Here is a 14,140-nt window from a genome sequence, read left to right on the forward strand (position 1 = left end):
CAGGCAAATGGATACACCTTATCAGGATGCAATTCGCAACAGGCTGAAAACCTGGCTTGCCGTTTTCGACGGTCCGCTGGTATTGATCGTTTTCCTGATCATGTCGGTCGGAATCATCACGCTGTATTCGGCAGGTATCGATTTTCCGGGGCGGGTCGAGGATCAGTTGAGAAACATTATTATCTGTTTCATCATCATGTGGATCGCTGCCAGCGTGCCTCCCCAGACCCTGATGCGTTTTGCCGTGCCGATCTATACGGTCGGTATCGCCCTGCTTGTCGCAGTGGCGATGTTCGGGCTGATCAAGAAAGGGGCGCGTCGCTGGCTCAATATCGGAGTTGTCATTCAGCCCTCCGAGATCATGAAGATTGCATTGCCGCTGATGCTGGCTTGGTTTTTCCAGAAGCGGGATGGCCATGTCGGCTGGAAAGAATATGTCATTGCCATGATGTTGCTGGCCATTCCGGCCGGACTGATCATGAAACAGCCCGATCTGGGAACCGCGCTTCTGGTCGCGGCAACTGGTTTTTACGTCATTTTCTTGGCAGGACTGGCATGGAAAGTCATCATCAGTATGGCTGTGGCGGGAGCTGCCAGTTTGCCGGTCGTATGGACGCTTCTGCACGATTACCAGCGGCATCGCGTCATGATGCTGATCGATCCTTCTTCCGATCCGCTCGGCAAGGGATTTCACATTATCCAGTCGGTTATCGCTATCGGGTCGGGTGGAGTAACCGGCAAGGGATGGTTGCAGGGAACGCAGGCCTATTTGCATTTCATTCCGGAGAGAACGACCGATTTCATTTTTGCCGTGTTTTCGGAAGAATTCGGGCTGATCGGCAATATCGTACTGATGATTCTGTATCTGTTGTTGATTGCCCGGGGTCTCATGATCGCCGTGAATGCCTCGACGGTGTTCGCGCGGCTTCTGGCAGGGGCCATCACGATGATGTTTTTCATGTATGCTTTCGTCAATATGGGGATGGTCAGCGGCATTCTGCCGGTGGTGGGTGTTCCGTTGCCCTTCATGAGTTATGGCGGAACGGCTATGGTGACACTGGGTCTCGGAACCGGCATTCTGATGAGTATCCAGCGACATCGAAAGCTGGTACAGACCTGAATCCGGTCACCTTTCTTTTTCAATTGTCCCGTTTTGGCAAAAGTTCTGATGTTTACCGAGCTTGCCGGATGAAAAAAGGCGACAAGTTGGGTTATACTTTGAGCGGTTAGTGAGGTTCTGGCGCTAATTCTTTCATTTTCAAACGGTTTTGAAAACATGATGTTTCAAATAGTGACAGGTCTGTGACGGGGTGTGAAGATGTTGTTTCAAGGAAATCGCAAATGTCTGGTTCTGATGGCGATGCTGGCATCGGCCTGTGCACTGCTTTTGTCCGGTTGCAGTACCACACCGAAATCGTCCGGAAAAGTGGCAGCCGGGAAAACCGGCAAGGTCAAGGTCAAAAAGGGAGGTGGCTATTATCTGGACGACGGTCCGATGGATGAGGTGCCCGACAATCTTCTGGAAGTCCCCGATGCCGAGCCAAGAGTGGAAAAACTGGCCAGTGGTCCCAACAAGCCGTATGTCGTGTTCGGCCGGACTTATACACCCATGACGCAAATCAGCGCCTACCGGAAAAAGGGGGTGGGAAGCTGGTACGGCAAGAAATTTCATGGACAGAAAACCTCGTCAGGCGAGCCTTATGACATGTTCAAAATGACGGCCGCCCATCCCACATTGCCGATTCCCAGTTATGCCCGTGTAACCAGTCTCGAAACCGGAAAACAGGTTATTGTCCGGGTCAACGATCGTGGCCCTTTCCTGTCGAACCGCCTGATCGATCTGTCCTATACGGCGGCATACAAACTGGGTTATCTGGAAAAGGGAAGCGGGCAGGTGGAAGTCGAACTTCTGTTGCCGGACGAGATCGAACGGATCAATCTGGCGAAAAAGGATGCCGGTTCGCCGATCGAACCGAAACCGGTCGTTCTCGCTTCCGCCGAGTCAGGAACGCAGAATGCCGGGGCAACACCGGTCGTCGTGGCAAACGAGCAAAAAACGGCTTCATCTGCTTCGGAAGCGGTTTCTTCGGGACAGGCTTATTATCTTCAGCTGGGGGCTTATCAGCAGGCTAGCAATGCGCAGTCGTACCAGGCGAAATTCTCGCTTGACTGGGCGCACAAGCTGCCTTCGCTGGAAGTCGTGCAGACCGGGGATTATTACAAACTGTTTGCCGGGCCTTTCAATACCCTGGCTGAAGCGACACAAGTCGTTGAGGAAATGAAAAGCATGGGGACGAATTCGTTTGTTGTTCGTCGCTGACAGCGCGGTTTTCGGGGAAGTGATCCGGAAATCGAAAAGGCAGGAAAATCATCCTGCCTTTTTTGTTTGCCGGATCATTTCAGTCACCGTACAGTTTTTGTTTCAGCTCGCGGCGCTGTTGCGCTTCGAGGGAAAGCGTGGCGGTGGGACGTGCCAGCAGTCGGGCGATGCCGATGGGTTCGCCTGTTTCGACACACCAGCCGTAGTCGCCGGATTCGATACTTGCCAGCGACTGTTTCACTTTTTTCAGCAACTTGCGTTCACGGTCGCGGGTTCTGAGTTCCAGTGCATGTTCTTCTTCAATGGTGGCGCGGTCGGCCGGATCGGGAACCAGAGTCGTTTCGCGGAGATTTTCTGTCGTCTGCCCTGCGTTGCGGATGAGGTCCTGCTCCATTTTTTCAAGGCGGGCCTTGAAAAAAGCCAGCTGGGCAGGATTCATGTAGTCGTCTTCACTCATCTTGAGGATTTCTTCCTCGGTGAGCAGAGGGGGCGTTTGTGTCGGTTTTCTGGTTTTGGTATTCACTTGTCTTGTTTCCTTTGCCTCAATATATCTGTTCGTAAGTAACCGGCAATTTATTGCGGCATGTATTGAACTATGGTTTGAAATACCCTGCAATGAAATTTAATCGACCGGATGACATCTGTCAAAAGGTCATGCCAATAAAACAGGAAAAAAGTCTTTCCGGTGTTTTATTCAGTCTGCAAGACTATCATGAAGTCCTTCCATAAAAATTGTCCTAGGCAGGTTTTTTCCAATAAAAACCAGTTTGCTTTCGGGGGGATGATTTTCATCCCATTTTTCGACCACATCGGTTCCCATCAATTGCTGTACTCCCTGGAAAACCACTTTCCTGTCGGCCCCTTTCATGTATAAAACCCCCTTGTAGCGCAGCATCTGGGGGCCGAACAGGGTGATCATCCTGTCGAAAAAATCATTGAGTTTGTCCGGATCGAAGGGTTTTTTGCTGTGGAAAACGAAAGAGCCGATGTCGTCCAGATGACGGGAACATCCGCAGTCCAGACTGCACGCGTGGTCGTGAGGATGATCGTGATCGTGGTGGTGATCATGGCCGTCTGCATCGACGTCCAGTTTCGAGCTGAGGTTAAATCCGCGAAGATCGAGCACTTCGGCAACCGGTATGCGACCAAAATCGACCGTATGGATCGAGGCGTGCGGATTGATTCTTCGCAATCTGTTAATCAGCAATTCGACATCTTCCGCACTGACCAGATCGGTTTTCGAAATCAGCAGCCTGTCGGCATAACCGACCTGCTGGCGTGCCTGTTCGTATTCGTCAAGCTGGCGCATGGCGAATACGGCATCCATCAGCGTGATGATTCCGTCGATCATGAAGTCTTCGGCAACGGCATCTTCCAGAAAGAAAGTCTGGGCAACCGGCCCCGGATCGGCCAGGCCGGTCGTTTCGATAACAACACGGTCGAAGCTGATTTCGCCGCTTTTGCGTTTGTTTGCCAGACGTGTCAGGGCTGTGACGAGGTCGCTGCGGATGGTGCAGCAGATGCATCCGTTGCTCATCTCGACGATCTGCTCGGCATCGTCCTGGACAAGAATGTTGCTGTCGATATTTTCTTCCCCGAATTCGTTTTCGATGACCGCGATGCGTTGTTTGTGCTGCTTATCCCTGAGTATCCGGTTCAAGAGAGTGGTCTTGCCGGCGCCGAGAAAGCCGGTAATGATGGTGACAGGTATCAGTGACATGGTGCCGATATGGATAGTGGTTTAACTTTCCGGATTTTATCAAACAATATCAGGAATATACATCAGGTCCGGAAAGTGTGGAAACGTATTCCGCATTGTTGTACGGATACAATTCGTAACACATTTTTGTTTTGTGTTTTTCGGCGGACGATCTTATATTGTAAAAGACTTTATAAGTCAAGTACTCTGATGCAAATTGTAAAAAATACTTGTTACATGGGTTGTATCGGGTGTTTCGGCTGGCACCACTTATACGCCGGATGCCCCTTTTGAGAGAGGAGGCAGTTATGGGAAGCACAGGTTCAGTGAGTTCATGGGAAGAGGCATTGCTGGTTGCAGCGATTCAATATCCTGTTCCCGTTGTAAGCGGTCCCGGGGATATTCAGGTGAATGTTGACAGAATCTGCAAGGCAGTCGCGGCGACCAAGGCCGGTTATCCGGGTCTTGATCTGATCGTTTTTCCCGAATATTCGACGCAGGGCTTAAATACGGCCATCTGGTCTTATGACGAGATGCTGTTGAGTCTGGACAGTCCTCAGGTCGGTCAGTACAGGCAGGCGTGCAAGGAGGCGGATGTCTGGGGGGTATTTTCCATCATGGAGCAGGATCCTGAGGGCGGTCCTCCATTCAATACGGCCATCATCATCGATAACAAGGGGGAAATCGCACTGCATTACAGGAAACTGCAACCGTGGGTACCGGTGGAACCCTGGGCGCCGGGCAATCTGGGGATGCCGGTATGCGATGGGCCCAAGGGATCGAAACTCGCGGTATGTATCTGCCATGACGGGATGTTTCCTGAACTGGCCCGTGAAGCCGCTTACAAGGGATGCAATGTCTATATCCGCATATCGGGCTATTCGACGCAGGTAAACGACCAGTGGATTATCACGAACCGTACCAATGCATGGCAAAACCTGATGTATACGGTATCTGTCAATTTGGCCGGTTACGACAATGTCTTCTACTATTTCGGCGAAGGCACGATCTGCAATTACGACGGTAACGTCATTCAGCAGGGGCACAGGAATCCATGGGAAATCGTGACGGCTGAGCTGTTCCCGCGGCTTGCTGACAAGGCTCGCGAAAACTGGGCACTGGAAAACAATATTTTCAATCTGGGATGCCGTGCCTATGTCGCCAAACCCGGGGGCGAGAAAGCCAATTACCTGACATGGGTCCGTGATCTGGCCGAGGGCAAATACAAATTGCCCTGGGATGACAAGATCAAGATCCGTGACGGATGGAAGTATTATCCCAACGGGGGGCAGTATGGCCCCATGCCGGATAAATTCAAGAAATAACCCGGATTTGCGGTGTCTGGTCTGACCCTGTCCGGATGAAGAAGGTCCTGGTTTTTTGACAGGACCTTTTTTGCAGGGTGTGGAAAAAGTCCTGGCCGCTTCGATTGGCCTGTTACAAACGGCCAATCATGGTTCCGTGTATTTCACTTTATTCGGAAAATGTGTTTGCATGTTCCTGTTCGGGTAATGGATACGGTTTTCCCGGTTCAGGATTATGGAAAAACGGTACGTGTCCGGAAGTCTTGTTTCGGCAAGTGCGATTCGGGGGGGAACGGCCATTCCTGTGGTCCTCAACATACAGTTTTGGATTCCCGACTGTGATATGAACATCATCCGGGAGGCGGGGTCATGTTGGTTGTATCTTTCAGAATATGGGCCGTGCCCGGTGCCGGCTGATGAAGACATTCTGTCCGCTTCCATACCCGTCAATGCCTTGCGAAGCTGTCATGGAACAAAGAAAATCTGTTACGAAAGAATCATGACTGTTTGTACCGGAATGAATCATGGCGCTTTGTCCGGACTGTTTTCACGGATACCGTTTGTTCCGGAAGCAGTGGCATACGAGCAGGGATGACCGTCAGGTTTTCCCGGTTGTCGGCAACAGGGCAGGTAACGGGATTTTGAAGGGGGAGCGCTCTTTTTTGTCCGGACGAAAGGGTATCAGCTGTTCCCTTTTTTACCAGCCCTGGCCCTTGGATGTGCCGAATCATATACCTTGGCCAGATGCTGGAAATCCAGCGCGGTATAGACCTGTGTCGATGCAATGGATGCATGCCCCAGCATTTCCTGTACGGCGCGCAAGTCACCGGAGGACTGGAGAATGTGCGAGGCGAAGGAATGCCGAAGGATGTGGGGATGTACATTGACGGGCAGCCCGAGACGTCTGGCGTGATCCTTTATCCTCAACTGGACAAGGCGGACGGACATGCGATGTCCGCGCGAGTTGAGAAACAGGGCGTAAGTGTCGTTCTGATTCGTGTCGGGACGGGTGAACCGGTCTCGTACGGCAAGCCATTTTTCAATGGCAGTGACAGCGGCGTCGCCAACCGGAACGATTCGTGTTTTGCTGCCTTTGCCGGTCGCGGTCACTTCCTTTTCGTTCAGATCGATCCAGCCTGTCGATGTGTAACCGGACTGTCTGACAGAGTGGATATCGAGTCCTGTCAGCTCGGAAACGCGAAGCCCGCTGGAGTACAGCAGTTCGAACATGGCATGGTCGCATAAGGCGGAAATTTTTCCGGCTTCAGAAACGTGTTCCCTGCCGGAATCGGCTGAGACGAGTCTGACGGCATCATCGACGGCAAGTGCCTTGGGAAGCGGTTTGTCTTTTTTGGGAGCGTGAATGTCTTCCGCAGGATTGGTATTGATCACCGATTCTTCGACGAGCCACTGGAACAGGCCGCGCCATGCCGACAGTTTCCGTCCAAGTGAACGGGGAGACAAACCGCCGGCATGTAACTGCGAAATGAACCGGCGTATGTCGGCCGATGAGAGAGAAATCAGGGCCGTTTTGCCGGCCAGTTCAGCCAGCTGTTCAAGATCGCGCCGATAGTTTTCGACTGTATTGTCTGACAGTTTCCGCTGTCCGGACAACATGTCAAGGTATCGGTCGGCGATGTTGTTGCCGGGATTGCCGGTGGAGTTTTTGTCCATTTCAGCCGGTCACCAGCAGATGACGGAGTGTGACACTGGCCAGTTCTCCGATAGCAGACAAAAAATCGGTGGCCATATCGTTCTGGAAACGGGTGGCATCGGGCGATCCCATTACAATGAGACCGAACGGAAGGGATTGCGCGTCTTTTTTCAGCGGTACCAGGGCGACAGAACGGATCGAGGAGAAAAGATCAAGCCATTTGACAGCATCCTGATTTTCCGGCACTTTTCCGCAATACGGATGTTTCATGCGGTTGGCGGCATTGCGGATGTTTTCATCGACATGCCGGGTAAACCAGCTGTCCGCGTATTCTTCCCGGATATTCCAGAGCCGCAATGTCGTTTCGGGCACATTGAAAACGGATTCGAGACTGTTGACGACCGTTTGCGGCATATCATCGGTTTCATGGCGTTTTTCGAGAAGTCTCGAGGCCCAGACTACCATTTTTTCCATCAGGCTCTTGTTGTTCTGTGCCGTGTGCATCAGCCTGGACAGTTGCAGTTCGAGGGTTTTGTATTTGCTTCGCAATACTTCGATCTGGCGCTCATGCAGGGAGACGGCCTTGCCGATGACCGGGCTAATCAGGCGCAAACCGGAAAGGATGTCGGCATGATTCTCGAAGAATTCGGGGTGGTCGATAAGATATTGTGCAACGGTTTGGGAATCGATAGCCTGCGTCATGATGAGTCCGGTCAGTCAATGGAAAAATTCAAAAGCATCATTTTACCCGAGGCCGGGCGGGATGACAGAAATTTGTCATGCGAAAAATCAGATCGGCTTGAGGGAAACCGTGGAGGTACGACCGGTATAGCGCGGTGATGGGGACATGTCACGGTCCGGGACCTGTATGGCATGGGTTTGTCCATAAATTGATCCGGGGGCATTGCCGTTTTTCTTTTCCCGTTTAAACTAGTGTTTTTTCATTTTGGTTATCAGCGAAATCATGACGACTTATGCATTGGGAGACATCCAGGGATGTCAACCACAGTTGCGCGAACTGTTCGGAATCATTGAGGATGAAACACCGGGTGCGAAACTGCTTTTCGCAGGAGATCTGGTCAATCGGGGACCGGCTTCACTGGAAACGCTGAGAATGGTGAGGGATCTGGGCGAGAGAGCGGTGGCGGTTCTCGGCAATCACGATTTGCATCTTCTGGCGGTGGCATCGGGAATCCGCAAAATGAAGTCGGGCGATTCCGTCCAGCCCATTCTGGATGCACCGGACAGGGAAGAATTGATCGACTGGTTGCGGCATCGTCCGATGGCCTATACCGCCAATGGTATTTTGCTGGTTCATGCCGGTGTATTGCCGCAATGGGATCTGACGGTAACGATGGAACTGGCTCATGAAGTCGAGCATGTTTTGCGCGGGTCTGACTGGAAGGATTTTCTGGCGGAAATGTATGGCAATCTGCCGGACAAATGGGACGACAGTCTGACCGGAACGGCTCGCCTGCGCTGTATCGTCAATGGACTGACGAGACTTCGCTTTTGCACAGCCGATGGCCAAATGGAATTCGCCAGCAAGATGGGAACGAACGAGGCGCCACAGGGATACATGCCCTGGTTCGACGTTCCCGGCAGAAAAACCCGGGAGGATACCGTGGTATTCGGCCACTGGTCCACACTGGGCCTCCTGTTGCGCGATAATCTGGTTTCACTGGATACCGGTTGCGTCTGGGGGGGAAAACTTACGGCTGTGCGTCTTGACGATCGGGCGCTGTTTCAGGTGGATTGTCCCGGTTTCCTGGAACCGGGGGATTTGCCGGCAAAACCGACGAGATAACATCCTGTGCCTGACGGGCAAGGGCTTTGCGGTGCATGCCGGTGGTATCGATGACCGGCAGAATGGTCAGTTCGGCCATGATGTAATCCGAATTGAAAACGTTTTTCATGCTTCGGGCAAGACTGATATCGCCACTGGAGTCGACGGCCGGTTCGTATTCCCCGTTTCTGTTAACGTATTTCAGGGCGAAGGGCTGAACCGGCAGTCCGGCATTGATGGCGCCTTCGAACAGATTGGGATGGAACGGCAACATGTTTCCCTGTCTGCCGGTCGTGCCTTCCGGAAAGAAGATGCAGCGTTCCCGGGCCTGCAGGTTTCTGACCAGTGTTTCCAGTGTGCTTTTGAGGTTCCGTGCACTGCTGCGTTCGAGAAACAGCGTTCCGGTTTTCCGGGACAGCCAGCCGACCATGGGCCAGTGTGCCATGTCCGCCTTGGCGATGAAATGGCCGGATACGACCGAGTAGATCAGGAAAATGTCCAGCCATGAAACGTGATTGGCGACGATCAGCGATCTGGGCGACAACAGTTCCGGATTGACGATTTTCACGGTCACGCCGCAGATATCCAGCAGTTTTCTGGACCATTTCTGGACGTACAGGTTTTTTTTCGAATCGTCGATGAACGGATAAACCACGGTACCATAGACGAAAGCGCCCAGTGTATGCATCAACAGGCGGAAAAAGCAGAAAAACGATTTCATGATGGCATTCTTTTACCGTTCAAAAGCGATGCGTCCTTCAACCAGAGTGAAACGGACACAGCCGGGGATGTTTTTTCCGAGGAACGGCGTGTGCTTGCCCTGGCTTGCCAGTTTCGATGCCGTGACTGTCCAGCTGGCAGCCGGGTCGAAAATACAGATGTCCGCATTGGCGCCGATGTCCAGACGGCCGCAGGAAAGCCCGAGAATTCTGGCCGGATCGGAAGTGATTTTGGCGATGGCCTTTCCGAGCATATCGTCGCCGCTTCCGCGTTCCCGCATCCATTTCAGTGTCAGCGAGAGAAACAGTTCGAGACCGGTGGCGCCCGGTGTGGCCTCACCGAACGGCAACAGTTTCTCGTCGTCGTCAACGGGAGTGTGGTCCGAACAGATGGCGTCGATGGTACCGTCAAGCAGCCCCTGTGTGATGGCGTCACGGTCAGCGTGCGAACGAAGGGGCGGGGTCAGGCGGGCATTTGTATCAAAATAATCGATGTCGTCTTCCGTCAGATGGAGATGATGGATTCCGACATCGCAGGTGACCGGCAGTCTTTCCTGTTTCGCCTGACGGACAAGTTCGATGCCCTTGGCTGTTGACAGGCGGCACAGGTGTACCCGTGCACCGGTGACCCGCATCAGTTCGAAAATCGTATGCAGGCTGACGGTTTCGGCAATGGCGGGAATGCCGATCAGGCCGAGTGCGGCGGCAACCTGGCCCGAATGGGCCATGCCGTTTCGGGCGAGGAACGGGTCTTCCGGCCGCAGCCACGAACAGTAATTGAACGAGTTGGCGTATTGCAGGGCTCGCAGCAACACTTCGGTATCCGGAATCGGTTCATTGGCGTGGGAAAAACCGATGCAGCCGGCGTCGGTCAGCTCCGCCATTTCCGTCAGTTTCTGGCCTTTCAGGCCAACGGTCAGGGCGCCGAGCGGGTAGACATGGGCCTGGTTTCTGGCCGCAGCGCGGTATTTCAGCATTTCGACCAGTCCCGGTTCATCCAGTACGGGATCGGTATCCGGCGGACAGACAAGACTGGTTACGCCGCCTGCGACCGCCGCCTGCATTTCGGATTCCAGTGTCGCCTTGTGTTCGTAACCCGGTTCACGCAGCCGGGCGGCCAGATCGACGAATCCGGGGGAGACGACGAGGCCGCCGGCATCAATAGTCCTGTCCGGGGAAAATCCGGAAACAGGAACGTCCGCTTCCGTAATGGCAACGATTTTTCCATCGGCTACAGCAATGTTTCTGATTCCGTCGATATGGTTGGCAGGATCGATCAGTCGTCCGTTTTCGATAAGAAGTTTCATTCCAGTATGTCCTCAAAAACTGTCCGGTTTCGCCTAGTTGCCGGCCAGAATGCTCATGACGGCCATTCTGACGGCAATGCCATAGGTGACCTGCGAGAGAATGACGGCCTGATTGCCGTCGGCTACGGCAGAATCGATTTCAACACCGCGATTCATCGGTCCGGGATGCATGACAATGGCATCCGGCTTGGCCAGGGCAAGCCGTTCGGGCGTCAGTCCGTAGCTCTTGAAAAATTCCTGTGCGGATGGCAGCAATGCCCCGTTGATGCGTTCATTCTGGACACGCAGCATGATGATAACATCGACACCCTTCAAGCCTTCGTTCATGTCGTTGAACATGCGGATCCCCATGTCTTTCATGGCGGGAGCCAGAAGCGTGGTCGGGCCGATGACCCGGATTTCGGGAACGCCGAGCGTTTTCATGGCATGGATATCGGAACGGGCGACGCGGCTGTGAAGGACATCTCCGACAATGGCGACTTTCAGTTGGGTGAAATCCTTTTTGTAGTGACGGATCGTGTACATGTCCAGAAGTCCCTGGGTCGGATGGGCATGCCGGCCGTCACCGGCATTGACGACGTGGATGTGATCCAGCCCGTGCTCGTTCAGGTGCCGGGCGATCAGAAAGGGTGCGCCGGACTGGGCATGGCGGACAACGAACATGTCGGCATGCATCGCGGTCAGATTGTCGACGGTGTCGAGCAGCGATTCTCCCTTGCTGGTGGATGAGGAGGCGATGTTCAGGTTGATGACGTCGGCGGAAAGCCGTTTGGCCGCGATTTCGAAGGTCGTCCGTGTCCGGGTCGAATTCTCGAAGAAAAGATTGAATACGCTTTTGCCGCGCATTAGGGGAACTTTCTTGACTTCCCGGTCGGAGACGCTGACGAACGAGGAAGCGGTGTCCAGAATGTAGGTCAGGATTTCTTTCGGCAAGCCATGCAAAGCCAGCAAGTGCCGGAGCTCGCCGTTGCTGTTTAGTTGAGGATTAGGCATTTTCCACCGTCAGAGAAAAAGTGTTGTTGTCAGTCCGGTTCAGGACCAGTTTTTCGTTTTTGTCCAGCGAGACGCCGGCCGCGACGAAATCGGCGGCAATGGGCAGTTCCCGTCCGCCCCTGTCGATCAGGGCGGCCAGAAGAATGCAGGCCGGCCGGCCGTAGTCGAACAGTTCGTTGATGGCGGCACGGGTCGTTCGGCCGGTGTAGAGCACGTCGTCGATCAGTAAAATGGTGGATCCTTCCACGTCGAACGGGATCTGTGTCGGTTTCACTTCGGCCGGCAGTCCTTTTTCGGCATAGTCATCCCGGTAAAAGGAGACGTCGATAAAACCGGGAGGATTTTCCAGTCCGAGATCGGAAACAATCCGTTCGGCGATCCAGGCTCCGCCGGAACGGATTCCGACGATGGCGACTTTCGGCTTGTCCGCCAGTGCTTCGCGGATCTGTGTCAAAAGTCGGGCGTAAAGCGTTTCCGCATTCAGTTCAGTTATGGATGGATTCATCGAAATACTGTTGCAAGATAAGGGCGGCGGCGTGGGCATCGTCCGCTTCGCCACGTTTAAAATTCAGAACGGATGAAGTATACCGCTCATCGACCAGAATGGTTTCCCGTGAAAAACGGCCGTGCAGCTGATTGGCGAAGCGACGGCAGCGTTTCGTCATTTCATGTTCCGTCCCGTCGGGATGGGTCGGGAGTCCCACCACCAGTCTTGCCGGTTGCCATTTTCTGATCAGTTCCCCGATTTCGGCAAACCGTGCCGCATTCGCCTCGGCGCGGATGATCGTCAGCGGTCGCGCGCTTTTCGAGAGATCGTTTCCGATGGCGCAGCCGATCCGTTTCAGCCCGAAATCGAAACCGAGGATGACAGAAGGGGTGACGTTCATCGTGTGCCTGCCGTGAAAACGTGAAATGCGAACAGTCCGCAACTAGGCATGTCCCACCTCGCAGGTCAGGCGCGATGGATCGAAACCGAGAAGACGGATAGCTGCAGTATATCGCTCATGGATAGGCAAATCAAAGATTATGGAAGGATCCGCGGCAACGGTCAGCCAGCCGTTGCGGCTGATTTCGTCTTCGAGTTGTCCGGCACTCCAGCCGGCATAGCCGATGCTGACAAGGAGTCTTTGCGGTCCTGTTCCGGAGGCGATGGCTTCCAGAATGTCGCGGGATGTCGTGAAGGCGACCTGATCCGAGATTTTCAGCATGGAAGTGAATTCCGTATCGGGAGAATGCAGAACGAAACCCCGGTCTTCCTGTACCGGTCCTCCGAACATGACGGGTTCCTGAACGGGCGAGGGAATCTCCAGTTTCATATTCAGTCTCTCCAGCAGATGGCCGACCGTAATGTCCATCGGTTTGTTGATGACGACGCCGAGCGCTCCGCGTTCGTTATGTTCGCAGAGATAAACCACGCTGCCGCCGAAGATCGGATCATGCATCGATGGCATCGCTATCAGGAAATGATTCGAAAGATTCATGACTGTGGGTCATCCGGTTACAGGTACGAATTGAAACAGGTTCCGGTGCAACGGCACCTGTCGATATTGTATCAGTGTTCGTCCGTTTCACTCACGAATTCATGTTTTCGGGGAGAGACTTTCCGGCAAAAACCGGATTGCGACCGGAAATGCGTCAAACGGTTGAACCGGAGACGTCATTTAATGGCATTCCCGGGATAAAGCAGGGTAAAATACATGGAATTTGCAGCAAAAGCGACGTGTGCTTTTCCGCTGTCCCGATCGATTTTATTTTGCCAGTCAAAATGAGTATCAAATCTGATAAATGGATCCGGCGTATGGCCGAGGAACAGAAAATGATCGAACCGTTCGAACCCGGTCAGGTCCGTTCCGTCAATGACAAGAAGATCGTCTCCTATGGCGTGTCCTCGTACGGTTACGATATCCGCTGTGCCGACGAATTCAAGATTTTCACCAACATCAACAGCACGATCGTCGATCCCAAGAATTTCGACGAGAATTCGTTCGTCGATGTAAAAAGCGATGTCTGCATCATTCCGCCCAATTCGTTCGCGCTGGCCAGAACGGTTGAATATTTCCGTATCCCGCGTAATGTGCTGACGGTCTGTCTCGGAAAATCGACATATGCTCGGTGCGGCATTATCGTCAATGTGACGCCTTTCGAGCCGGAATGGGAGGGTTATGTCACCTTGGAGTTTTCCAATACGACGCCGCTGCCGGCCAAGATTTATGCCTGGGAAGGGTGCGCCCAGGTCCTGTTTTTCGAAAGTGATGAAGTGTGCGAAACGTCTTACCGGGACCGTAACGGCAAATATCAGGGGCAGGTTGGTGTGACATTGCCGAAAGCATGATTCGCGAGGGATGTGTTTTGACGGAT

Annotated in this window: 15 protein-coding genes; 5 read left to right on the forward strand and 10 right to left on the reverse strand. The window is 53.4% G+C overall.

From position 1 onward, the window contains the following. Positions 1 to 7: 7 nt before the first annotated feature. Together rodA and NB647_RS03575 are read left to right on the forward strand one after the other, a co-directional pair. The gene (gene rodA / locus NB647_RS03570) at positions 8 to 1,120 is read left to right on the forward strand and encodes a rod shape-determining protein RodA (protein ID WP_269265209.1); all 1,113 of its coding nucleotides are present in this window, start codon (positions 8 to 10) and stop codon (positions 1,118 to 1,120) included. A 198-nt stretch (positions 1,121 to 1,318) separates the two neighbouring features. After that, a complete protein-coding gene (locus tag NB647_RS03575; protein WP_269284200.1) occupies positions 1,319 to 2,320 on the forward strand; it encodes a septal ring lytic transglycosylase RlpA family protein in 1,002 nt (333 codons plus the stop codon). Between the two features lie 79 nt (positions 2,321 to 2,399). Here the strand turns inward: NB647_RS03575 and dksA are convergent, their stop codons facing one another. Further along, positions 2,400 to 2,843, reverse strand: coding sequence for an RNA polymerase-binding protein DksA (gene dksA / locus NB647_RS03580; protein ID WP_269265212.1), 444 nt, complete (start codon positions 2,841 to 2,843; stop codon positions 2,400 to 2,402). Between the two features lie 171 nt (positions 2,844 to 3,014). After that, a complete protein-coding gene (locus NB647_RS03585) occupies positions 3,015 to 4,040 on the reverse strand; it encodes a CobW family GTP-binding protein (RefSeq protein ID WP_269284201.1) in 1,026 nt (341 codons plus the stop codon). A 287-nt stretch (positions 4,041 to 4,327) separates the two neighbouring features. On the opposite strand from NB647_RS03585, the gene NB647_RS03590 reads away from it, so the two are divergent. After that, positions 4,328 to 5,344: a formamidase gene (locus NB647_RS03590; RefSeq protein ID WP_269265214.1), complete on the forward strand. Its 1,017-nt coding sequence runs from the start codon at positions 4,328 to 4,330 to the stop codon at positions 5,342 to 5,344. Between the two features lie 660 nt (positions 5,345 to 6,004). Here the strand turns inward: NB647_RS03590 and NB647_RS03595 are convergent. Beyond that, entirely contained in the window at positions 6,005 to 6,997 is a 993-nt protein-coding gene (locus NB647_RS03595; protein WP_269284202.1) for a tyrosine recombinase XerC, read from the reverse strand. A 1-nt stretch (position 6,998) separates the two neighbouring features. Continuing rightward, positions 6,999 to 7,679, reverse strand: a complete 681-nt coding sequence (locus NB647_RS03600; protein WP_269265217.1) for a DUF484 family protein — start codon at positions 7,677 to 7,679, stop codon at positions 6,999 to 7,001. Positions 7,680 to 7,941: 262 nt separating this feature from the next. On the opposite strand from NB647_RS03600, the gene NB647_RS03605 reads away from it, so the two are divergent. Beyond that, the gene (locus NB647_RS03605; protein ID WP_269284204.1) at positions 7,942 to 8,784 is read left to right on the forward strand and encodes a symmetrical bis(5'-nucleosyl)-tetraphosphatase; all 843 of its coding nucleotides are present in this window, start codon (positions 7,942 to 7,944) and stop codon (positions 8,782 to 8,784) included. Here the strand turns inward: NB647_RS03605 and NB647_RS03610 are convergent. The 6 genes from NB647_RS03610 to NB647_RS03635 are packed head-to-tail and all read right to left on the reverse strand — an operon-like array spanning position 8,690 to position 13,263. Continuing rightward, positions 8,690 to 9,484, reverse strand: a complete 795-nt coding sequence (locus NB647_RS03610) for a lysophospholipid acyltransferase family protein (protein WP_269265219.1) — start codon at positions 9,482 to 9,484, stop codon at positions 8,690 to 8,692. The genes NB647_RS03605 and NB647_RS03610 overlap by 95 nt on opposite strands. Before the next feature lie 12 nt (positions 9,485 to 9,496). After that, the gene (locus NB647_RS03615) at positions 9,497 to 10,789 is read right to left on the reverse strand and encodes a dihydroorotase (protein ID WP_269265221.1); all 1,293 of its coding nucleotides are present in this window, start codon (positions 10,787 to 10,789) and stop codon (positions 9,497 to 9,499) included. A 33-nt stretch (positions 10,790 to 10,822) separates the two neighbouring features. After that, a complete protein-coding gene (locus NB647_RS03620) occupies positions 10,823 to 11,782 on the reverse strand; it encodes an aspartate carbamoyltransferase catalytic subunit (protein WP_269265222.1) in 960 nt (319 codons plus the stop codon). Beyond that, entirely contained in the window at positions 11,775 to 12,287 is a 513-nt protein-coding gene (pyrR, locus tag NB647_RS03625) for a bifunctional pyr operon transcriptional regulator/uracil phosphoribosyltransferase PyrR (protein WP_269265223.1), read from the reverse strand. The genes NB647_RS03620 and pyrR overlap by 8 nt, the downstream gene beginning before the upstream one ends. Then, positions 12,268 to 12,669: a Holliday junction resolvase RuvX gene (ruvX, locus tag NB647_RS03630; RefSeq protein WP_269265224.1), complete on the reverse strand. Its 402-nt coding sequence runs from the start codon at positions 12,667 to 12,669 to the stop codon at positions 12,268 to 12,270. The genes pyrR and ruvX overlap by 20 nt, the downstream gene beginning before the upstream one ends. 42 nt (positions 12,670 to 12,711) lie before the next feature. Further along, positions 12,712 to 13,263, reverse strand: coding sequence for a YqgE/AlgH family protein (locus tag NB647_RS03635; protein WP_269265225.1), 552 nt, complete (start codon positions 13,261 to 13,263; stop codon positions 12,712 to 12,714). A 284-nt stretch (positions 13,264 to 13,547) separates the two neighbouring features. On the opposite strand from NB647_RS03635, the gene dcd reads away from it, so the two are divergent. After that, entirely contained in the window at positions 13,548 to 14,114 is a 567-nt protein-coding gene (gene dcd, locus NB647_RS03640) for a dCTP deaminase (RefSeq protein WP_269265227.1), read from the forward strand. Positions 14,115 to 14,140: the final 26 nt, after the last annotated feature.

This window comes from Oxalobacter aliiformigenes (assembly GCF_027116575.1).
Taxonomy (GTDB): Bacteria; Pseudomonadota; Gammaproteobacteria; order Burkholderiales; family Burkholderiaceae_D; genus Oxalobacter; species Oxalobacter aliiformigenes.